General features: G+C 42.5%; 24 protein-coding genes and 1 rRNA gene. 17 read left to right on the top strand and 8 right to left on the bottom strand.

Annotated elements, in window-relative coordinates; all coding sequences use genetic code 11:
* Both rrf and PHE37_RS10345 read left to right on the top strand, forming a co-directional pair.
* Window positions 1-112: ribosomal RNA gene (gene rrf, locus PHE37_RS10350) — 5S ribosomal RNA — on the top strand; the annotation flags it as partial.
* A gap of 265 nt (window positions 113-377) precedes the next feature.
* Complete coding sequence (locus PHE37_RS10345; protein ID WP_366881166.1) at window positions 378-776, top strand: GNAT family N-acetyltransferase; 399 nt, start codon at window positions 378-380, stop codon at window positions 774-776.
* 7 nt (window positions 777-783) lie between these two features.
* Here PHE37_RS10345 and PHE37_RS10340 read toward each other — a convergent pair whose 3' ends face one another.
* The 6 genes from PHE37_RS10340 to PHE37_RS10315 form a co-directional block, all read right to left on the bottom strand.
* Complete coding sequence (locus tag PHE37_RS10340) at window positions 784-2073, bottom strand: trypsin-like peptidase domain-containing protein (RefSeq protein ID WP_299997968.1); 1290 nt, start codon at window positions 2071-2073, stop codon at window positions 784-786.
* 109 nt (window positions 2074-2182) lie between these two features.
* Entirely contained in the window at window positions 2183-2446 is a 264-nt protein-coding gene (gene rpsR / locus PHE37_RS10335) for a 30S ribosomal protein S18 (protein WP_299928215.1), read from the bottom strand.
* A gap of 21 nt (window positions 2447-2467) precedes the next feature.
* On the bottom strand, window positions 2468-2974 hold the full coding sequence (locus PHE37_RS10330; RefSeq protein WP_299997972.1) for a single-stranded DNA-binding protein: 507 nt from the start codon (window positions 2972-2974) through the stop codon (window positions 2468-2470).
* A gap of 18 nt (window positions 2975-2992) precedes the next feature.
* Entirely contained in the window at window positions 2993-3376 is a 384-nt protein-coding gene (gene rpsF / locus PHE37_RS10325; RefSeq protein ID WP_299928221.1) for a 30S ribosomal protein S6, read from the bottom strand.
* 117 nt (window positions 3377-3493) lie between these two features.
* Window positions 3494-4459, bottom strand: a complete 966-nt coding sequence (gene holA, locus PHE37_RS10320; RefSeq protein WP_299993489.1) for a DNA polymerase III subunit delta — start codon at window positions 4457-4459, stop codon at window positions 3494-3496.
* Window positions 4452-6434 carry a ribonuclease R family protein gene (locus PHE37_RS10315; protein ID WP_299993488.1) on the bottom strand — a complete coding sequence of 661 codons (1983 nt, stop codon included), beginning with the start codon at window positions 6432-6434 and terminating at the stop codon, window positions 4452-4454. Before PHE37_RS10315 ends, holA begins: the two co-directional genes overlap by 8 nt.
* A 68-nt stretch (window positions 6435-6502) precedes the next feature.
* On the opposite strand from PHE37_RS10315, the gene PHE37_RS10310 reads away from it, so the two are divergent.
* Window positions 6503-6829 (top strand): hypothetical protein, encoded by a 327-nt coding sequence (locus PHE37_RS10310; RefSeq protein WP_299993487.1) that lies wholly within the window; start codon window positions 6503-6505, stop codon window positions 6827-6829.
* A complete protein-coding gene (greA, locus tag PHE37_RS10305; protein ID WP_299993486.1) occupies window positions 6830-7357 on the top strand; it encodes a transcription elongation factor GreA in 528 nt (175 codons plus the stop codon).
* 71 nt (window positions 7358-7428) lie between these two features.
* Here the strand turns inward: greA and PHE37_RS10300 are convergent, their stop codons facing one another.
* Complete coding sequence (locus PHE37_RS10300) at window positions 7429-7920, bottom strand: Hsp20/alpha crystallin family protein (protein WP_299993485.1); 492 nt, start codon at window positions 7918-7920, stop codon at window positions 7429-7431.
* A 219-nt stretch (window positions 7921-8139) separates the two neighbouring features.
* Here PHE37_RS10300 and purL point away from each other — a divergent pair, with 219 nt between their 5' ends.
* Window positions 8140-10353, top strand: coding sequence for a phosphoribosylformylglycinamidine synthase subunit PurL (gene purL, locus PHE37_RS10295; protein WP_299993484.1), 2214 nt, complete (start codon window positions 8140-8142; stop codon window positions 10351-10353).
* 308 nt (window positions 10354-10661) lie between these two features.
* On the opposite strand, the gene murA is transcribed toward purL, so the two are convergent.
* A complete protein-coding gene (murA, locus tag PHE37_RS10290; protein WP_299993483.1) occupies window positions 10662-11924 on the bottom strand; it encodes a UDP-N-acetylglucosamine 1-carboxyvinyltransferase in 1263 nt (420 codons plus the stop codon).
* Between the two features lie 86 nt (window positions 11925-12010).
* Between murA and PHE37_RS10285 the strand changes: the two genes are divergently transcribed.
* The 12 genes from PHE37_RS10285 (at window position 12011) to PHE37_RS10230 (ending at window position 22649) form a co-directional block, all read left to right on the top strand.
* Entirely contained in the window at window positions 12011-12445 is a 435-nt protein-coding gene (locus PHE37_RS10285; protein ID WP_299993482.1) for a hypothetical protein, read from the top strand.
* 2 nt (window positions 12446-12447) lie between these two features.
* Window positions 12448-13146 (top strand): exonuclease domain-containing protein, encoded by a 699-nt coding sequence (locus PHE37_RS10280; protein ID WP_300008571.1) that lies wholly within the window; start codon window positions 12448-12450, stop codon window positions 13144-13146.
* A 160-nt stretch (window positions 13147-13306) separates the two neighbouring features.
* Window positions 13307-14785 (top strand): extracellular solute-binding protein, encoded by a 1479-nt coding sequence (locus PHE37_RS10275; RefSeq protein WP_300008569.1) that lies wholly within the window; start codon window positions 13307-13309, stop codon window positions 14783-14785.
* 2 nt (window positions 14786-14787) lie between these two features.
* Window positions 14788-16839, top strand: coding sequence for an EAL domain-containing protein (locus PHE37_RS10270; protein ID WP_299993480.1), 2052 nt, complete (start codon window positions 14788-14790; stop codon window positions 16837-16839).
* Between the two features lie 79 nt (window positions 16840-16918).
* Complete coding sequence (locus PHE37_RS10265; protein ID WP_299993479.1) at window positions 16919-17302, top strand: hypothetical protein; 384 nt, start codon at window positions 16919-16921, stop codon at window positions 17300-17302.
* A complete protein-coding gene (gene rsmD, locus PHE37_RS10260) occupies window positions 17292-17879 on the top strand; it encodes a 16S rRNA (guanine(966)-N(2))-methyltransferase RsmD (protein ID WP_299993478.1) in 588 nt (195 codons plus the stop codon). The genes PHE37_RS10265 and rsmD overlap by 11 nt, the downstream gene beginning before the upstream one ends.
* A 50-nt stretch (window positions 17880-17929) precedes the next feature.
* Window positions 17930-18976, top strand: a complete 1047-nt coding sequence (locus PHE37_RS10255) for a flagellar basal body P-ring protein FlgI (RefSeq protein WP_299993477.1) — start codon at window positions 17930-17932, stop codon at window positions 18974-18976.
* Window positions 18976-19266: a rod-binding protein gene (locus tag PHE37_RS10250; protein ID WP_299993475.1), complete on the top strand. Its 291-nt coding sequence runs from the start codon at window positions 18976-18978 to the stop codon at window positions 19264-19266. Before PHE37_RS10255 ends, PHE37_RS10250 begins: the two co-directional genes overlap by 1 nt.
* A 67-nt stretch (window positions 19267-19333) precedes the next feature.
* On the top strand, window positions 19334-19540 hold the full coding sequence (locus PHE37_RS10245; protein ID WP_299928268.1) for a flagellar biosynthesis anti-sigma factor FlgM: 207 nt from the start codon (window positions 19334-19336) through the stop codon (window positions 19538-19540).
* A gap of 16 nt (window positions 19541-19556) precedes the next feature.
* Entirely contained in the window at window positions 19557-19985 is a 429-nt protein-coding gene (locus PHE37_RS10240) for a hypothetical protein (RefSeq protein ID WP_299993473.1), read from the top strand.
* Window position 19986: 1 nt separating this feature from the next.
* Window positions 19987-21855: a flagellar hook-associated protein FlgK gene (flgK, locus tag PHE37_RS10235; protein WP_299993472.1), complete on the top strand. Its 1869-nt coding sequence runs from the start codon at window positions 19987-19989 to the stop codon at window positions 21853-21855.
* Window positions 21855-22649, top strand: a complete 795-nt coding sequence (locus PHE37_RS10230) for an ABC transporter permease (protein ID WP_299993471.1) — start codon at window positions 21855-21857, stop codon at window positions 22647-22649. The genes flgK and PHE37_RS10230 overlap by 1 nt, the downstream gene beginning before the upstream one ends.

Here is a 22649-nt window from a genome sequence, read left to right as displayed (position 1 = left end):
GTGGCTATAGAGAGGGGGAAACGCCCGGTCCCATTCCGAACCCGGAAGCTAAGACCCTCATCGCTCATAATACTGCATCTTTCAGGTGTGGGAACGTAGGTCGCCGCCTGGCCTCAGATTTACTCTTCTTCTTTAAATCCCCATTGATCTAATAAATCCAATTATATTTATAAAAGTATTCAAAATTAACCTCTTAGTATTGCTACTGTATACTTTCTTTTATGAAACCAACACTTTATTTTCTTAGATCTTCTGAACAAAAAATTGTCACTGATATGCTCTATTATGCTATGAGACTTAATGAAGTTAATAAGACATTATCGGATATTCCTAAACTTGCTATATATGAAGAATTTTACGGCTTTACAAGCAAGGATTTGGGATTATATGCACTCTTAGATAATCGCTTGGTCGGTGCTGTATGGATACGCCGTCTCAATGCTGATCATGGGTCTAATGGGTATATTGATGATAACACACCTATTCTCACTGTTGCTGTCATTCCCGAATTCAGAGGGAAAGGGATCGGATCAATGATGATGGACCAGCTTTTTATCGAAGCTGGTGCGCTTTACGATTATATCAGTGTCACTGTTTTAAGTGATTCCCGTGCATTATCTTTTTACGAACGGCATGGTTTTACTCTCTATAACAACGGTTTTGATGAGAAAAGCTTTGTTGATGGTTCCAATGTCATTACACTACGTAAAACACTAGAGAAGGCGGAAATTAAACGACCAACCGATGGGTATGACCCAAGACGTTGGATGGACTGATATAGTATCAATTCTTGCTTAAATAGCCTTTTAATGCAGTTTTTTGCCCTATCGGCAAGGTAATAATAGTATTCTCTCGTTTAATTGTGAAGAAGGCTATTTCTGTATCTTTGAGCCGACTTAGATGTGAATTCAATACGTCTATTGTTTTGATGGGAATAGTATTGAATTGAAGGATTATATCTTTAGCCCGTAGTCCTGTAATTTTAGCGGTTGCAAACGTTGTAATCACTTCGATCCCCTCATTCCCTTCTTGAACTAGCAATCCTAATTTTTCGCTCGCATCACCCATTCCAAGGTTATTCAGCTCTTTTTGTTCATCAGACGGTATTCCAAGTATAATCGTTGCCATTTTTAGCTGTTTATCACGTACATAGGTCAGAGTGATCGTCTCACCTGGGTGAGAGTGCTCCAAAATGCGATGAAGGTCTCCACTGTCTTTAAAATTTTCAGAATCAACGGCAACAATTAAATCTCCAGATTGTAATCCGGCATTATCGGCGGGAGAGTTGTTATCGATTTTGGTTACAAAAGTCGATGCTTGATATCCCATTTTACGGGATAACCTTTCAGATATTAATAACTCAGCACCTAAATACCCCCGTACGATTTTTTTTTCATTAAGTAAATGGTGTGCTATGCGTCGAACCTCTTCAATCGGAATGGCAAAGGCTATATTTGTGTACCCTCCTTGACGTGAAAAATAGGTAGAGGTCATTCCTACCAATTCGCCTTTTAGATCAAATATAGCTCCTCCGGAGTTTCCGGGATTAACAGCCGCATCGGTCTGAATAAAATGGATATAGGGATAGTTAGGGAGAAAGCGCTCAATAGCACTTATTATCCCAAGCGACACGCTGTGATCCAGCGAATAAGGAGATCCGATAACAAAAACACCGTCACCTGCAGATAATGCTGTTGTATTGCCATCTATTAGCTCCGGTGCATTAAATGCAGGTGCTTCCAAGACGGCAATATCGGTTTTATCATCTTTAGCGATCAAATTCGCTATGTATTCAACATTTTTTTGATCAATGATCGCAATTTTTTTACCTTCACCGATCACATGTGTATTCGTTACCAGATGGTGATCCGAATCTAAAACAAAACCGGAGCCGCCTGCATCCGTAGAGATTAATTCGTTTTCGTCGCTGCTGAGTCCATTTTTCTGGACTTTGATCTTAACAATTGAGGGGAGAACTTTTTTGACTTGAGCCGATATGCTGAAAAGTGGTTCCATGGCTGATAAAGAATAGGTAAGGATTAGGGTAAATAAAAAGAGTCGAATAGGCAGCACAAACAGTTCCTGAATCATAATAATATGACATTATAGCGCAATGATTAAAGAGGAAAGAGGGAATAAAAAAGAGAGCGGATATCGGCAAAATGCCGATATTGAGAGCGGATTAACGCATCTCTTCGAATGGTGCTCCAGCGATCACTTTACGTGATACTGTGTATGGAATCAACGCAGCAGCGCGTGATTGTTTGATAGCGATTGTAACCATGTCTTGGTGACGTTTACAATTACCTGTAAGACGGCGTGGCATGATTTTGAAACGCTCAGAGAGTGAATATTTCAAAGAAGCTACATCTTTGTAGTCAATGAAATCAACTTTTTGTTCGCAGTATTTGCAATAACGTTTTTTGTATTTTCTTTTTTCTGACATGGTTCTATCCTTGTGCTTATTCTAAAACGGAATTTCGTCTTCGTTAATATCAATCTCGGGGAGATTGTTTTCCGGCATTCTTGCCGGTGCGGGTTTAGAATACGACGGTGGCGGAGTATAAGCCGCTTTTGGTGCCGGAGCATCATAGCCGCTGTTTCCGGAATCGCTGTATTCGTTATAACCGCCCTGAGAACCACCCTCGCCGCGTGAATCGAGCATTTGCATCGTTTCTACGATAACGGAGTGTTTAGAGCGCTTTTGGCCGTTTGTCTGGTCAACCCATTGTTCAAAACTAAGACGTCCTTCGACTAGGATTTTAGAACCCTTTCGAAGGTATTGGTTGGCTACTTCACCTGAACGGCCGAAAAAAGTGATGTCGACAAAACATGTCTCCTCTTTTTTCTCGCCGTTTACCGTAAATTTACGGCTGGTTGCAATAGCGGTTTTAGCAATTGCCGAACCGTTTTGTGAATAGCGAAGTTCGATATCTCGGGTAAGATTTCCAACCAAAATGACTTTGTTATACATAGGTTTTCCTTAAAGGGCTTAAGAAGCTGCTTCTTCTTTTTTCTCAGCAACAGCAGCTGTAGGAGCAGGTTTTTTGGTTTTTTCAACCATACCGTTCCATGCTGCAATTTCACGTTTTGTATCGTATTTCATAGTTACGAAACGTAAAATCTCTTCGTTGATACGGAAACGACGTTCGATTTCAGCAATCGCAGCAGGTGCAGATTTGTAATACATAACGTAGAAATAACCGCGAGCATTTTTCTCGATCGGGTAAGCCAATTTTTTCATTCCCATTGCGTCGCGAGCAACGATCTCACCGCCGTTTGCAGTGATCACTTCTTCAACGAGAGCGATGGTGTTTTTAATCTCTTCTTCTGTAAGAGTAGGTTTTACGATTACTAGGTTTTCGTAATGTCTCATAGCGTATGTCTCCTTATGGTGTTCGCCCCTTATGGTTGTTATACAGCACGACAGTCGTGTTGCAAAGAGCAAGGAACGCGCGGATTATACTGAAATATAGCTTAATATTAGTTTTGGTTAAAGTATAGATTGCAGTTTCAGTAGGGCGGACAGGAGGAGTGATTCTTGATCCGGTGAGCCGGTTGATTTCATTTTCAGCTCGGTATCGAGGAGGAGATTAATGCCTCGTTTATACCCCTCCGGCGATATTTTAATCGAGAGGGCGGCACGCTCTTTTTCGATAAATCCGGGAAGTTTGTACCCTAAAACGAGGGCGGAATCAGCAACACCGTGAATTTTGATCGCGCTGTTAAAGAGATAGAGTTGGGTCAAAAATCCGCTGATAGCAGTGAGGAGCTGTATCTCGTTTTCCCCTGATTCGAGTAGATGGTGCAATGAGGGGAGGAACTCTTTTTTCTCGATGACACGGGCGATGAATTGATCTGTCTTGATTTCACTCAGCCCGAAGACGTGTTCGTCAATCTCTTTCATTCCGATTGGTTTTCCCAAGATGGAGAGTTTGGAAAGTTCGTTGCAGGCGAGGGCAAGATCGTTGTTGTGTATATCGAGGAGGTGAAAGGCGGCTTGGTTATCGAGCTGAACGCCTAAGCTTTGCGCTTCTTGCATAACGATGGCGCGCGCTTCGTTAGCATAAGGATGGAAGAAACGGACCGATCCGGAATGAGAGCCTTTAAACGCCGTATCGGCTCCTTTGACGTCTTCCCCGTAGTAGCAATAGATGAAGATGTTATCGGGATTTTTTCCTACCAATTCGACGAGGGCATCGAGTTCCGCTTTAGGAAGTTTTTTCTCATGTTTGACGATCAGGAGATTTTGATCGCCGAAGAGCGATCCTTGAGAAAGATGGGCTTTTGCGGCATTGAAATCATATTCGTCATGATAGAGACTGAGAACCGATGCCCCTTCGATTTGGGCTAATTTATGGGCATATCGGTCGGTTAGAAAGTGACTTTCTCCGAAGAGTGCCATCGCACGCGGAGCACTGCTGTTTTGGATGTGACGGTCTAGCTCTTGTCTATTCATACAATTTTCCTGCGGGCTCACTTGTGTGCGATACCTCTTCTTTTTCGATACGGCGTACGAATGAAGCGGTGATTTTTGCGGTGGCGAGGTTGGAACTTTCAATTTTAACGATGATATCGTCAAAGAGCATTAGACCGAACTGCGACGTGATGGCCACTTTGGCTCCCGTGATAGTGTCGTGGATCTCTGCCATAACCGGTTCTTCGGCACGCATTATTCGGGCTTTAAACTCTTGACCGATAACAGTGGCTGCCCAGCGGGCAAATTTACGTTCATGGAAACGGATCTCGATATCGCTTGCCTCGCGCTCTTTTTCACTGATGGAGGTACAGAGCGACTCGATATTGCGTAACACATACGATCCTTCTTCGGTGTCTCCCGCCGCGATCGCTTTGAGTAAACGATGGACAATCAGGTCGCTGTATCGGCGGATCGGAGAGGTGAAATGGGTATAGCGATCGAATCCGAGACCGAAATGTCCCATATTATACGGGGCGTAGCGTGCCTGCATTTGAGCGCGGATAATGAGGGTATCGACTTCACTGATGAGATCACGTTTTTCCGCTTCGGCTTGGATCGCCATAATCGTTTCTTTGATAGAGCCTTGTGATTCGACGAAAATACCGATACTCGCTAACTCGGTGTAAAGGCTTTGGAGCTTGAGCGGAGAGGGAGATTCGTGGATACGAAACACACCTCGCTCATACAGTGACGCGGCAGCTTTGTTAGCAAGAAGCATACAATCCTCGATCAATGCATGAGACGGGGTCTCGACGGCAAATTCGGTAGAAACGATATTTTGATCTTCATCGATCCGCATTTCCAGTTCGCTGGAACGGAAGTTATATCCTTTTTTCATCCGCTCGGCGCGGAGTTTTCCGGTGAGTTCATTGAGTGCGGGGATATAGGCAAGGACAAGAGCTTCTTTTTCATTTTCAGCATGGTGATTGCCCTCAAAAAACGCATCGATCTGCTCGTAAGTGAACCTGCGATGAGAATGGATGATCGACTCATAATGGGTATGGGAATCCATCTCATAGGTTACCGGATCGATATGCATCTCAAAAGTGTAGGCAAGCCGATCGACGAGGGGCTGAAGTGAACAAAGGGTTTCGCTCAGCTCGCGCGGCAGCATCGGGATGGAACGATGGGGAAGATAGATGGAAAAGCTGCGGTAAATCGCCTCGGCGTCGATCGCTCCGAAAGGGTGGACGTATTCGCTGACATCGGCGATTGCGACGTAGAGGGTAGAAGTCTCGGGAATGTAGCAGATTGCGTCATCGAAATCTTTGGCGGTGACGGGATCGATGGTACAAAACGGCAGATGACGCAAGTCACGGCGGTTTGGGTAGAGGGATGCATCGACCTCTTTTGGAAACTCCCGTGCCATTTCAAGTACGTCGTCTTCGAATGCATCATGCTTGTTGTAGAGGGCAAGGACGATTTTCTCGTCCACCTTGGGATCACTGAGATTACCCAGATAAGCGGCGATCGTTCCGCTTTGATTATTGATCTGGTAGAGTGACCCCTCACTATTCTTAGAAAGATCGGTAAGGGCAAAACCTGCGGGATGGTCGGTTCGGATATCGTAGAGTCCTAAATGTCCGTTTTTCATGGATACGACGGCAACGCTGAATGTTTCACTCCGACCGGCAATAACAACGACTTTGGCTTGCGGACCGCCCCGTTTTCCTAATAGTCTCTGTGCAATGACTAAATCACCGCTTTTGGCACCCATCAGATTGGCAGTTTCGATAAAGTGATCTCGTATGCTCTCTCCTAATGTCTGAAGATAGGCACCGCTTTCGGAGGCAAGAGAGACAATACCCGCACGGTATTGGGAGTTGAACTGATATTTTCCCTCATCATGAGTGATGAGTTTCATCGCAGCCCACTGATTGACGCTTTCGCGCTCCTCGGGTGCAATATCTTGGTCATAAAGGCCGTGGGTAAGACGAATTAGGAGTGATTTCATGACATTATTATAGTCAATAAATACTTCTATGATAGAATAACTCTCTATTTTTACAAAGGAACACACTAATGACATATGAAGCGATTTTAAATCAACTCGGATATACCCCTAACGAAGCACTGAGCCTTCAGCTTGCGCGTATCGAAGAAAATACACACGGATACGAAAAAATCATTAAACATATTTTGGACCTTCACGAAGCACTTAAACTTTCTGAATCGTATGTGGCAATGTCCAACAGTAACGACTATTTTAAAATCAAAATTGATTCAACGAGTGAAATCAGTGCGGCGGAAGCAATGGAAAAAATCAATCATTTTGCCGACAAATACAAAGTGAAGCTTCAAAAAGTGGATGGCAAACCGACCTATTACATTATCGGATTTGCGGCATAAATGACAAATGAACCGATGACGCCCAGAGGGTACGATGAACTTTTACGAGAGTTCAAGTATCTTAAAGATGTCGAAAAACCGCGTGTCAATCAGGAAAAACAGCGTGCCGCAGAGCTTGGTGACCGGAGCGAAAACGCCGAATACCATGCGGCAAAAGAGAAGCTCAGGCACATTGATAAACGCCTTTTTTACCTCAATTCGATGATCGAAAAAGCGCAGATTATCGATCCGTCTTTACTCAATCATTCCCGCGTCCATTTCGGATCGACCATAACGATTATCGATTCTGAGAGTGACGAAGAGTATTCCTACAGTATTTGCGGTACATTGGAAAGCGAGCCGGAGAATTGTTTGATTTCGGTTCATTCACCGTTGGCACGTGCTATGCTTGGAAAAGAAGAGGGGGATGAATTCAGCGTCAATCTTCCAAACGGAAGAAAGAGCTATGAGGTCGTTTCGATCACTTACCGTGAAATTTTTGAATTGAAAAAAAATCATCGGAGCGAACAAGATTTTGGATTTCATTGAGTTGATAAGCGCTTACACGGAGGTGTCTGTATAGAGCTCAGTGTAATTTTAGTGCGCTTTTAGACTCTTTCTTATTTGATTTCGATTTTTCTGGATACTTTTTTCCCGGCATTTTTTGGAACGGTAATTTTAAGGACACCGTTGTTTGATGTTGCGCTTATCGCTTCCAAATTTGCGTCTTCAGGGAGCATTAAACTTTGTCGGAATTCCGATAGAGAATGTTTTGCTTCTTCTTTATTTTCCATATCTTCTTTCCGTTCACCGGATACCATTAACCGATTTCCTGATGTTTGGATAGAGATATCTTTTTTATCCATCCCCGGTAAATCAATGCTGATGAGGTATGCCTTATCACTCTCTTTTATTGTAGAAGCATTATAAACCGGGACCATGTGGGGAAATGGATAATTGAAAAATCCGTCCATTTCATTCATATCCCAAAACGGATTGTTTTGTCCATATGTACTATCCGTTTTATGTTGAGGGGCAGTCACTGCTGCACTTACTAAAATAGGCACAGCACCTAATGCAATTAAAAGACGTTTCGACAGAGTCGTTAACATACATGAACCTCCTAGTAGTGATTTCAAGTTATAAATTTAAAACGGTTTTGTAAATGGACAGGAAATTAAGGGGGCGTTTGTGTACCCTTTGGTATAATCGCGACATCAATAATTAATATCTGCCCATCAGGGCAAGCTTTAGTGCCATAGCGGCTAGCGTAGCTTGACGGGCTTTGCCTGTAAAGCATTTAATATAAAAAAAATAATAAGGAAACTGCCGTGAGCACTCCCCTCCCAGACATCGAAAAAGTTCTTAAACAGCATAAACTCTCACTCGGAGATTATGACCATATCCAAAAAATCCTCGGACGCGAACCGAACCTTGTAGAGATCGGGATTTTTTCGGCTATGTGGAGTGAACACTGCAGTTATAAATCATCTAAAAAGCATTTGAGCGGGTTTCCTACCAAAGCACCGTGGGTTATCCAAGGACCGGGTGAGAATGCGGGAGTTATCGATATCGGCGGCGGTTATGCGGCAGTCTTTAAAATGGAGAGCCATAACCACCCGAGTTTTATCGAACCGTATCAAGGGGCTGCCACGGGAGTCGGCGGGATCATGCGTGACGTATTTACCATGGGTGCCCGTCCGATTGCCAACCTCAATGCCCTCCGTTTCGGAAACGTGTTGAACCAAGACGATATCAGCGCTCATCAGCGCTATTTGGTACGAGGTGTCGTATCGGGTATCGGCGGATACGGTAACTGTATGGGGGTTCCGACAATCGGCGGCGAAACGAGTTTCGATGAGTGCTACAACGGTAATATTCTTGTGAATGCGTTTACCCTCGGATTAGCGAAAAGCGACGAGATTTTTTACGGAAAAGCGGAAGGGATCGGTAACCCGGTTATTTATGTCGGATCTAAAACGGGGCGTGACGGACTCGGCGGTGCAGTCATGAGTTCGGACAGCTTTACCGAAGCGTCAAAAGGGCTTCGACCTACGGTACAAGTGGGCGATCCGTTTACCGAAAAACTTCTTCTAGAAGCATGTTTGGAACTTTTCAAAACCGATTATGTCGTCGGGATCCAGGATATGGGTGCTGCGGGGCTCACTTCGAGTTCATTTGAGATGGCCGGACGTGCGGGAAGCGGGATGATCATGCATCTTGACAAGGTTCCTGCTCGTGAAGAGGGGATGATGCCGTATGAATTCATGCTCTCCGAATCGCAAGAACGTATGCTCATTTGTGCGAAAAAAGGGTCCGAACAAGCGATTATCGATATTTTCGAAAAATGGGATCTTGATTGTGCGGTTATCGGTGAAGTAACGGCGACGGGCAAAATGGAGCTTTTCTGGCACGGTGAGAAGTGTGCGGAAGTGCCGGTTGACCCGGTGAGCGAAGAGGCTCCGGTTCTTGACCGTCCAATGAGCCGTCCTGCCTATCTTGATGAAATTGCCAATGTAACATTAAATGATTTTGAAGCGGTAGAGAATCAAAAAGCGTTTGAAAAACTGATTGCTTCGATGGAAGTTGTGGATAAACATTGGATTTATGAGCAATATGATTCTATGGTACAAACCAATACCGTCAAAAAAGGCGGTGAACTTGATGCATCGGTTATCCGTATCAAAGAAAACGGCGTAGCATTGGCAATGAGTGCAGATTGTAACGTCCGTTACTGCTATATCGATCCGAAAGCGGGAGCGGCTGCAGCGGTCATCGAGAGCGGGCGTAACGTAGCAATGAGCGGTGCAACCCCTAAAGCGATCACCGACTGTCTTAACTACGGTAATCCTGAAAATCCTGAAGTGATGTGGCAGTTCGGCCAAGGATGTTTGGGAATCAAAGAAGCGTGTGCCGAACTCAACACTCCGGTTATCGGCGGAAACGTTTCACTTTACAATGAAACCAACGGCAAATCGGTATTCCCGACTCCATCCATCGCTATGGTGGGAGTGAACGAAGATCAGAATAAAGTATTGATGTCCGCATTCCAAAAAAATGGAAATATACTGTATCTCGTCGGTGAAAACCGATCAGAGTTCGGCGGATCACTCTATATGAAAGAATTGTACAATGTTGTAGCGGGGACAATTCCGGCGATCAACTATGATAAAGAACGTGCACTTTGGAATTTGGTCATCGAAGCGAATAAAAAAGGGTTACTTGCAGCAGCAAAAGACTGTAGTTCAGGCGGTGTGGCGATTGCATTGGCAAAAATGGCATGCGTGAGTGACAAAGGGGTCAATGCTTCGATCGCAGTAAACGATGTTCGTGATATTTTTGCGGAAAGTATGTCCCGTGCAATCATCGAGGTTGCTCCGGAAAATTGTGCAGCGTTTGAAGCTATGGCAAGTTCTGTGGCATGCATGAGAATCGGAACCGTTGGTGGTGATACATTTACCGTCAATGATGTCACCATGAGACTTCCTGAGATGCAAAATATTTACTACAATACCTTCAAAAAAGTGATCGAAGGCGATCTATAATTATTTGATTTGAACACCAACAGAGCAAAGCTCCGCTTGGCTACGTTAACACTGGGCTCTCTTCAGCAGAGGGCTCATGCACAGTAACCTGTGCTCTTTTCTCTCTTTTAACTCATTGAAACTACATATTTTGGAACACTTTTTGCATGCAATTGAGTATGAAAAAGCTACTTAGAAAACTATTTCGGATTCGTCCGAAAAATCAGTATGAATACTATATTACGAATCTCAGCTATCGTTGCGGGGAATAAAGAGAAGAAGAAAATAACCGCCCACATGAATGTGGGAAATTCTGACGGAAGTGAGGGTTATTCTTTGAGGCGTATGATATTAGCGCCGAGAGCTTGAAGCTTTTGTTCCAAATTCTCATATCCGCGATCGAGATGATAGATGCGGTGGACGTTGGTCGTACCCTGTGCTGCCATTGCCGCTAGCACCAACGCACTGGATGCACGCAAGTCGGTTGCCATAACGTCGGCTCCGAAGAGCTCACACGGTCCGATTACGGTTGCGGTATGCCCGCTGAGTTTGATCTCCGCTCCGAGACGTTGAAGTTCGCTTACGTGCATAAAGCGGTTTTCAAACAATCGCTCTTCGATAGTACTTGCACCTTTGGCAAGGGTTGCCAAGGCTAAAAACTGTGCCTGCATATCGGTTGGAAATGCCGGATACTCTTGTGTAATAATATCGACATGTTTAAGTTGTGCCGCCGGATGAATCGTCATCGTATTTTCACCGCACTCTACACGACATCCCATTTGTTCTAATTTTGCGGTAACGGCATCGAGATGATCCGGACGTACTTTTTCGAGGGTGATGGTCGAGTTGGTGATAGCACCGGCACAGAGATACGTACCTGCTTCGATACGGTCGGGGATAACTTCAAAATCAACCATATCGATGGTTTTTCCGCCTGTACCGACAATGGTGATTTCTGAGGTTCCGATTCCGGTCATATCGATACCGCTGTCACGAAGGATTTCACACAGTTGGACGACTTCAGGCTCTTTTGCACAGTTGACGAGGACACTTTTCCCGTGTGCCAAAGCCGCAGCCATTACGACGTTCGCCGTTCCGGTAACGGTGATTTTATCGAAGATGATATGAGCCCCTTTTAGTCCCTCCGGTGCGACTGCATGGACATATCCCGCATGGATGGTAATCGTTGCACCCATTTGTTCCATCGCTTTGAGATGCAAATCGATCGGACGTTGACCGATAGCACATCCGCCCGGAAGAGAGACTTCGCAGTGTCCAAAGCGGGCAAGTAAAGGTCCTAGAACGAGAATCGAAGCACGCATGGTTTTAACGATGTCGTAGTTTGCCATCGTGTGGTTAACTGTAGACGTATCAACATTAAGGACATGGTCTTTAAGCGAACAGCTGGCTCCAAGATTTTGGAGAAGTTTGAGCAGAGTTTTTATGTCTACTACCTCTGGCATATTGGTTATTTTTAACGGATTGTGCGCTAGAAGCGTCAATGTGATGAGTGGCAAAGCGGCATTTTTAGCGCCGGAGATAGTAACAGTTCCACTAAGTTTAGTCGGCCCTTGAATTTGTAAATAGTCCATTAAGTTCCCAGAGTATAAAAAGTTTGATATTATAAGTCAACATAGGTTAAAATTGTCAAAATACAGAGATACTCAAAGGAGAAAATGTGAGTTCGGCACTTGATCGATTGAAAAACCTGACGGCACAGATCTCCAGCTACGAGTTAGAACGTAAAAGCAACCTAAAAAGACTCGAAGAACTCTATCAAACATTAGAAATTGACAAGAAGGTTTCAGAGTTTGATGATTTATTTCTCTTCAAAGCGATCAACCTATCCGGACTATCATTGGCAGATGAAGATCTGGGCTCGATCAAAGAGGGAAAATATGCTCAAATTATCGCTATCATCTATGATAAAGATGCAAAAGTTAAAAATAAAAACGTCTCATTAGGGTATTACGGACGTGCTGAAAAACTAAGCCCGAATCTCAAAAATGAGATCATCGCTTTTGTACTTGGATGGCGTTTTGAAAAGAGTTTTCGGACATTGGAACACTATCATAAGCTCTTAGCCGAATTAAAATCTTTTCCAGCAGAGTAGGCATGCTGGTTTTTATCGATACGGAAACGACAGGAGTCGAAGTCAAAGATAAAATCTGTGCATTAGGCCTTATCACAGATTCTGAACTCCATTTTGAACTTATCAATCCGGGTAAAAAAATCCCCCCCTCTGCATCCGCGATACATCATATTACAAACGAGATGGTGAAAGAAGCTCCTTCTTTTAGTGAATCGATCAGTGCACAAAAATTGGAAACACTGAATACCCCTGAAAATATATTGGTATCGCACAATGCTCCGTTTGAACTTTCGATGCTGCAAAAAGAGGGTATTGCATGGCAGGGATCGGTGATCGATACCCTCAAATGTGCAAAATCGCTGATGGATGATTTGGAAGGGTATTCTTTGCAGTTTTTGCGGTATGAATTGCGGTTGTATCGGGAAGAAGAGGCAGTATTTGAAAGCGTTGGTGTTCCGATAACTCCGCATCATGCATTGAGCGATGCACTGCACACTCGAATGGTGTTGGACTATTTGCTTGATTTGGCCGATAGAGACAGACTGATTGAAATATCGAAAAGCTATGTCCTGTTATCCCGTCTCCCTTTCGGTAAATACGCTAAAAAGCGGATTGAAGAGATTGCTCTCAAAGACCCCGGATATCTTAAATGGATGCTGGAGAGCCTGATGGACATGGATGAGGATCTGCGATACAGTATCGAATTTTATCTGCGCGGTTAACTAATTTTCATTATGCCAAAAGTCTTGCTATTGTGTAACTTTCTTATTCATTGGAGAATAACAAAGATACGATAATTTTATGCAGATATTATTTATAGCTTTGATTAAAATAAAGGAAGATACAATAAAATCTCTTATCTATGAGTCTAGAAAGGTATATGTGAAAATAGTAATCTTTTTTCTAACATTAATTACAATCTTTACACTTAGCGGATGCCAAAAGAGAGATACTTCCGAACCTGCAAACAAAATTAAAAAGCCATACGAAGGACAATCAATTATTCTCATTGTCCCTACCCTAGAAGCGAGATTGATACGAGGACCAATTTTGGATGAGGTGGACGCTTTTGAGAAAAAAACAGGGGGTAAAGTTCGCGTTGTCACACCGGGCTGGAATGAAACCATTAAAAAAATAGATGAATCCCTTATCGATCCTAATCTCAATTACGATATTTTTGTCGTTATTTCGATGTGGAACGGTACTTTATTGGGGAATAATCATATCGAACCGATTCCAGAATCGATCAAAAAACAGATCGACTGGGAAGATGTATTACCGATTTACCGTAATAGTGTTTTATCCTGGAACGGCAAAGCCTACGGACTTCCGTATGACGGAGATTGTATTAATCTCTATTATCGTAAAGATATTTTTGAAAATCCAAAAAACAAAGTCTCTTTTAAAGCGCGTTACGGCTATCCGCTTGCTCCGCCAAAAACATGGAAAGCCTTTCGAGATACCGCCGAATTTTTCAACGGTTGGGATTGGGATGGAGACGGCAAAATTGAATACGGAATGGCTGGGTTGAGAGTAAAAGACGATATCTCCATGCTTCAGTTTTTTGCCCAAGCTGCCGCTTATGCCAAACATCCTGATGACAAGGCCTACTATTTCGATCCCGAAACGATGAAGCCCCGCATTAATAATGTAGCATTTGTGAAAGCTTTAAAAGACTATGTTGATTTTATGCGATTCGGTCCTCCGGGCATGGCAAGTTTTGCAGGGCATGATGTCCGTAACAGTTTCGTATCCGGTGAAGTCGCTATGGCGATGGATTGGGCAGATATGGGGATCTATGCCGCCAATTCACCGGTTTCGATTATCAAAGATAAAGTGGGTTATGCACAGATACCCGGATCGGATGACGTTTTCAACGCTAAAACTTCTCGATGGGATCATCGTTACAATCAGGTTTCATCGATTAGCGGCAACTGGATGTTCTTAGTCAACAAAGAGTCCAAACACAAAGAACTCGCTTTTGCCTTTGCGGCATATATGACCTCCAAAGAGATGACCAAAAAGTTGACTGCAACCAACGGTACTGCCGTAAATCCCTCTCGCTATTCGCACTTTCAGGATCCTGCGTCATGGAATAGTGCCGGATTTTCAACTCCTTCCGCCAAAGCGTATCTCGATGAGATTACGATTTCATTGGCAAATCCAAATGTTGTTTATGATATTACCATCCCGGGAGCAGGAGAGTATTATCAGGCAATCGATACTTATGCCTATAAGGCAGTCATGGGAGAAATGAGTGCACAGAAAGCATTGGATAAAGCTGCTGCTGAATGGGAAAAAATTACGGATAAGTTGGGGCGAAAAAAACAGAGTTCATTTTATAACTCTTCGTTGAATTAACGATGTTGAATAAATTAACGCTTCGAAATATTGCCAATATCAGTTTTATAACCATCCTGGTCGGTTCGATTATTGTTGGAACATTATTGTTTTTGTTGTTACGTGATTATGAAGAAATTATTTCTGATCAGCAATTGAGCAAATCTACGTATGAATCTTTGTTTGTCTTAAAATATGACACTGAGCGTTTGTTGACAACCTCTAATTTGGAACAACAAAAAAAGAGACTGCTTCAATCACAGAAACAATTCCAAAATTTATTTAGAGCATTGTCTCCTAAGATCAAGGACAAACAAGAGTGGATTGAATTTAAAAACATTATCCTTTCCGAGCTTGAAAAAGTACAGGTTATACTTCAAGACGATCTTTTCTCAAAACAAAATATGATGGAAAAATCGCTTTTACGACGTCTTGGAGAAGGGCTAAATGCCAATGAAAACAGTTCATATTACATTAAAATTAGAGATTTGAACAGTAATATCGAATATTTGAAACAATATGAAGATTTTTTACTTGATGAGTTGTATACGTTTCAGCTAAATAAAACGGTTGAAGCGGATAAACATATTGATAATGCTAAGAATATGCTTATTCTTGTCACTGCCATTACTTTTTTTCTCCTTGTCGTTTTGGCCTATATCGTTTCTCAAACCATTAAAACAGGGGAGAAAAAATTGTTGGGGATACAAGGGAATCTGAAAAATGCCCTTTTTGAGCTTGAAGATAAACAAAAAATACTGGTCCAACAAAGGGATACTCTCGATTATAGTGCCCATTATGATTCACTTACGGGCATTCCCAATCGACTTCATTTTGTAGAAAAACTAAAACAATTGATAGAACGCAATAACGAGACGGCGGAGCCGTTTGCGGTCTGGTTTATCGATTTAGATCGATTTAAAGAGATCAACGACTCCTTTGGACATAGTATCGGAGACGGTGTTTTACAAGAGGTGGCTAAGCGACTGGAAAATGCAATAGGGAAAGAGTCGGTTGCACGATTTGGCGGCGACGAGTTTGCTATCATTGTTGAAAATGCACAACATAAAAGTGATTCAGAGGTGATTATAAAACGGTTCCTTGATATGCTTGATGTGCCCATGGACGTTGAAGGGTATGAAATATTTATCACGTGCAGTGCCGGTGCGAGTTTTTTTCCGAATGAGGCACAAAGTGCTGAAGAATTACTCAGAAATGCCGATTCAGCAATGTATCAAGCCAAAAATGAGGGAAAAAATACGTATCAGTTTTATACGGAAGAGATGACGAAACGGGTCTTGGAACGTATAACCTTAGAAAATAGCCTGCGTAAAGCGCTCTCCAGCAATGAATTCGTCCTTTATTATCAGCCTCAAGTAGATATGTCAAATGAAAAAATTATCGGTTTTGAGGCCCTGATACGGTGGAATAATCCGGAATTTGGAATTATTTCACCCATCAAGTTTATACCGATTGCGGAAGACACCGGTCTGATTATCGAAATCGGCGAATGGGTGATCGAAGAAGCCAGCAGACAAATGATGGAATGGAAAAATGAAGGATTCAACCCCGGGTACATCGCAGTAAATATTTCGGGAAAACAGTTAATACACGGCAATCTTGAAAAAATTATCCCAAATATTTTAAAAAGGAATTCATGCCCTCCTGCTTTGATTGAACTTGAATTGACGGAGAGCATTATTATGAATAATCCTGAGTATTCAAAAAATATTCTGGCACAACTGGCTGAAAGCGGATTTAAGTTGGCAATAGATGATTTTGGAACGGGGTATTCGTCATTAGCCTATTTAAAAAATTTGCCCATAAATAAACTTAAAATTGATAAATCATTTGTCGATAATCTTCCTGAAGATCAAGCAGACTGTGAAATTGTAAAATCGATTATTCACTTAGCCAAAGGGTTGAAACTTAATATTGTAGCCGAAGGGATAGAAACCAAAAAACAAGGTCAATTCATATTGAAAGAGGGGTGTCGCGTCGCACAAGGATATTATTATTTCAAACCGCTTCCGGCAGAAGAAGTACGATTACTCTTAACATCAGAGCTATCCTAAAGGTGTGTTTTCAAGCCATTTTATCTTTCACATGATCTTAGTATGCTAAAATAAGATAATTTTTTACAAGGTAAACGTCGTGAAAGTAGCTATCCAGTGCGATTCTCCATTACTGCAGCGTTCCTTGGAACTTTTTCTGGATGGACATTTGAGTTCTATCCGACAATGCGATATATTGATTCGGGATAAAGATATTCGAGATGATGTACACCCGACTTTTGTCATCGGGGTCAATGGATCTTGTGATTTGGTTAAACCTTTTTCCAAAGCACAGCTGCTTCATGCATTAACGCAAAAGTTTGAATCGTGCAAACAACAATCCTGTGCATCAATAGAAGAAGAACCGCTCCCTGCACCTGAAGAGGCGGTCAGTTTTGAAATATTGGAACGCCATATCGATAAATTGACCCGTGAGTATCAAGCAAACATTATAAAGGCGATTCGAGCATTTTATGAAAAATAGTCCAACCATTACGAAAAAAATTATTGCAGGAAAATACAAAGGTAAAACGTTAAAACTCCCTTCAAAAGAGACGACACGCAGTTCAAAATCGATTGTTTTGGAGTCTTTTTTCAATACACTTCAATTTGATATTATCGATGCTGTCTTGGTCGAAGTTTTCTCAGGAAGCGGATCCATCGGACTCGAAGCGCTTAGCCGAGGGGCTAAAAGAGTGATCTTTATGGAAAAAGACCGCGATGCGATTCGTACCTTACGTGAAAATATTGCTCAAACCGATCCAAGCAGTTGTGAAGTATTTGAAGGGGACAGTTTTAGCACCATCAATCAGGTAAAAAAACGGCTTTCATCATTAGGTGAGAGCGCTTTTATCTACGTTGATCCTCCGTTTGCGTTTCGTGAGGGGATGGAAGAGATATACGATAAAACGATCGATATGATTGCTTCGTTTCCACTGGAAATGGCGACATTGATCGTTATCGAACATATGAGCACATTGGAATTACCGGACGCAATCGGTCATTTTAACCGTATCAAATCCAAACGCTTCGGGAAAACCTCTCTCACCTATTACGCATAATTCCATTATGGAATAAACTTTGCTTTATCCTTCTGAAATAAAGGATAAACATGAGATTTTTTGTACTGCTTTTTTCCCTTTTAACTTTTTTGCAAGCCGCACGCATCAGCGAAGTTGCGAATGTCGTCGGTGTTCGTGACAATCAGATTATCGGTTATTCCCTTGTTGTCGGTTTGAAAAAGACCGGTGACGGTACAACCTCAAAATTTACCCTCCAATCGATCGCTAACATGCTTAAAGCGATGAACATTGATATGAACCCTGTCGATATTAAATCCAAAAACGTTGCAGCGGTTGTTGTTACGGCAAAATTTGCCCCTTTTGCCCGTCAGGGGGACTCCCTTGACGTCACCGTCTCATCCATCGGTGATGCGAAATCACTTGAAGGCGGTACATTGCTCATGACGCCGCTCAAAGGGGTGGACGGTAAAATCTATGCTTTGGCACAAGGGCCTATCAGTATCGGCGGTAAAAATGAAAAAGGGGCGGGTGCAGAATCGCATCCGACTGTAGGTCTGGTATACGGAGGCGGTTTGGTTGAGCGTGAAATTAACCAGGATATGATTCATATGCACAATGCGACCCTATCGCTTAAATCTTCTAATTTTAACAATGCCGTAGCGATCCAGAATGTGATCAATTCAAAATATCATGCGTCAATCGCAACCGCAATTGACCCACGCACGATTAATTTGGAACTTCCGGCGAATAAAACAATGGTTGAGTTCTTGGCCGAAGTCCAAAATCTGGATATCAATTATGCACAGGATCAAAAAATTATTATCAACGAGCGTACTGGAACGATTGTAGCCGGAGTCGATGTTGAGGTTCAGCCGGTGGTTGTGACACAAGGGGATATGACGGTTAAGATTCTTTCTCAAAATGCCGTTTCAAAACCTGCCGGAAGTGTTGCTATGGACAAAAGTCTTGTTATCGGGCTGAATGAAAATGAAGTTTACACCGAAAAAGGGACGACTACGGTTGCTAATATCGCCCGTTCGCTCCAAAAGCTCGGGGCTACTCCTAAAGAGATGATTTCAATCTTTCAAGCGATGAAAAGTGCCGGAGCGATTTCAGTGGATCTGGAGGTCATCTGATGGACATCTCAACAGTACAGTATCAAAAGCGACTCCCGACGGTGGGAACCAAAGAAGGGGATAAAGCTTTACGCGAAAAAACCGATCAATTTGAGGCTATTATTATCAAGATGATGCTGGATGAAGCGATGAAAGATGAAAAAAATCTTTTCAACGCTAATGATCCCGGAGATAAGATATTCAAATCGATGTACCGTGACGAACTCTCCAATGCCAGTGCCGGAGGGTTTGGATTTTCACAAATGTTATTTGATAATCTGAGTCAAAAAGGGATAAAAACAGAGCAATAGACTAAATTTTTAAAGGTTTTTGCCGATATGGTGTATATACATCATAAACGGATAACAAGGATTCACCATGATCTCAAGTGTGAACGGCTCGCTCGTGAAAGCGGCATACCAAGAACCCTCATTAAAAACCAAAGAGCAGGAGAAATCCGTGCAATCTATTACAAAACAAGGTGACACAAGCCGAATCGATGAACTGAAAGCGTCTATCGAAAAAGGGGAATACCGTGTCGATATCGAAGCGTTAGCCAAGCGTATTGCTAAAGAGCTAACCTAAAGCATAGGAGTTTATGATGTTGTCTTATCAATTACAGAGTGCTATCAAAGATCTTGAATCTCTTATCTCTTTATCGCAAGAAGATATCATGGATATCAGAGAAGCAAAACACAATCCGCAATTTGAACGCTTAGCCATAAAAGAAGAGAAAATTAAAAGTTTCGAGCAGAAAAAAGCGATGATCGATCGCGAAATTTCAAAACTGATGACGGCACAACCTTCGAAAGCACTCTCTGAACTTCTAGATAATGAACAACATCAACAGCTTGATTCTCTCAAAGAACATCTTAGTGCACTGCGCGAGATCAATCAACAATATGCAAAAATGGTTTTAAGTGTCGGAGCGTTTTACAATACGCTGCTTGAACGGGTTGTCCCGACACAAATGGAGGGCTACCAAAAAGTAGCATCATCCGAAGCCTCATTTTTGGAAGTGCGGGCATAATATGGCATCAATTTTTAATGCATTACACATCGGGTATAGCGGTCTTAACGCGGCACAAATCGGTATTGATACGACCGGGCACAATATTTCCAATGCGGAAACACCAGGGTATACCCGTCAACGAGTAGTCACTGCAGCGGCAACACCGATCAGTATTGATCCGGGTCAGCGCGGAAACGGGGTACAGATTACTGAGATTACCCGGGTTTTTGACAGCTTCGTTTATAACCGTTATAAATCCGCTTCCCAAAATAAGTCGTATTCGGACGAGATGAAAAAAAATCTTCAAGAACTCTCTACCTATTTTCCGGATATACAAAATAATGGTATTAAAGCTGATTTGCAAAGTTATTTCGATACATGGCAATCTTTGGCAGACAACCCGAGTAACAGTGCACTAAAAGTCTCTTTGGCACAACAAACACAGACACTTACACAAAATATCAATCAGACGCGTGCAAAGATTACAGATCTTCAAAGTTCGTTGAATGATCAAGTAGCGGTAAATATTGATGAAGTAAATCGTATTGCGGAACAGATCGCCAATTTGAACAAGTCGATTAATTTGGCAGAATCAGACGGGATCAATAATGCAAATGATTTGCGCGATCAGCGCGGGAAGCTTGAATTGACATTGTCCAATCTGATCGGTGCAAAAGTAACGGAAGGGCAGATTACGAGTAATAATGTAGTTGATAGCAATATTTCTGAAGGGAATGGAAGCTATACGATACAGGTTGGCGGATTTAATCTGGTTGACGGCAGCAGTTTTCATCCGATAGGGATTGATAAAACCGGAAATAAGAATGGGTACAATGACCTCTATTATCAACGTCAAGACGGAGTGAAAATCCCTTTTGCCGAAAAAATTACTTCCGGTAAAGTAGGAGCATTGTTAGAGTTAAGAGGCTCTACAATCGGTTCAGACGGAGAATTTGAAGACGGATTTTTGCAAGAAACGAAAACGAGTATGGACAACTTTGCAAAAGGGCTCATTGAATCGACCAACAGCGTATATGCTCAAAGTGCAACTTCACAAATGCGTTCAAATGCACTTTCATTTTCAGATACGTCATCATTGCTCAGTACCGGTGAGAATTTTAAAGCGGGGACATTTGATGTCGTAGCATACGATATTGACGGAAAAGAAGTTGCCCGCCGTTCGATAACAATCAATGAACAAACGGTAATGGACAATGCCTCGGCTACCAATCTTCTGCCGGATGGTACCCCAAACAGTATTATCGCCCAGCTTAAAGCGCAAAAAGATGATAATGCGGATAACAATGCATTGAACGATATTAACAGTATCCTGAACCCTGTGTTCACTACACCTGCAAATACACTTAGCATCGATTTATCTGCTTCATTCGGTTCACAGGGATATACATTTTCGATAGAAGATAACGGAACTAATTTTGCCGGAGTAACGGGCGTAAACCGATTTTTAGATGGGAACAATGCAAAAAACATAAGTCTTAAAAGCGATTTCAAATCCGATTCATCTCAAATCAATGCCTTTAAAATGCCGAGCAGCGGAGACAATCAAACGGCTTTAGGAATGGTAAATTTACAGTTTTCATCGGTTGATTTCACCAACGGTTTATCGACTACAAGTGATACCATCTATAACTATTATGATTCGATGGTGACGAAAGTCGGAACCAAAACTAATGCAGCTATTACAAATAACGATACCGTTACGGCGCAGTATAATTCGATCAAACAAGAGCAAGATTCAATCAGTTCTGTCAACATAGATGAAGAGATGGCTAATCTGATCCGTTATCAAACATCCTATGGAGCGGCTGCAAAGATCATTACGACCATAGATCAAATGATGACTACTTTATTGGGTATTAAAGCTTAATGCCTCTATTTAGTATTGCTGCGCTGGTCGCGGTAATTCTTTTCTCTTTTATCGGTCCCTATCTATATTCCGTGGATCCTCTGTTTTTAGATTCTCATGCTATTTTAGTCTCTCCTTGTATGTCCAATTGGTTCGGAACAGACAGATTGGGACGTGATTTGTTGGCCCGCTTAATGGAAGGGGGCCAAATCTCTCTCATTATCGGCTTCATGAGTGCTTTTATCTCCACGATGATAGGGCTACTCTATGGCATAAGTGCCGCATTGCTGCGTGGAGGGTTTGATAAAGTATTTATCATTATTGTGGATCTGTTTTTAACTTTCCCGACTCTTTTTTTACTTTTGACACTCGTGAGCTATGTCAATGCTTCCGTTTGGGTTTTGATCTTCATAATCTCCGTGACAGGATGGATGGGGACAGCCCGCTTGATTCGATCAGAGAGCTTTGCCATTGCCTCTAAGCCGTTTATCCGGATACTGCATATTGGGCATGTCCATCCTCTAAAAATTATGCTCAAATATTATGCTCCATTGTTGGCCCCGATTGTGTTGGTGAGTTTCACATTTGGGGTAGGGGGCGCTATTTTAGCGGAATCCGGACTCTCCTTTTTAGGGCTTGGGATTGTTGCTCCGCAAATGAGCTGGGGGAGTATCCTCAGCGGCGGTAAAGAGGTGATTGATATCGCGTGGTGGGTGAGTTTTTTTCCTGGGTTAATGATCTTTATCGTCACCTTTGCATTGATGAATATATCCAATGCATTACAGGCGCGTATGAATCAAAAAGAGATTCGCTGA

This window comes from Sulfuricurvum sp. (assembly GCF_028681615.1).
Taxonomy (GTDB): domain Bacteria; phylum Campylobacterota; class Campylobacteria; order Campylobacterales; family Sulfurimonadaceae; genus Sulfuricurvum.
The sequence above is the reverse complement of the archived record's forward strand: the minus strand, read 5'-3'. Positions and strand labels throughout refer to the sequence as shown.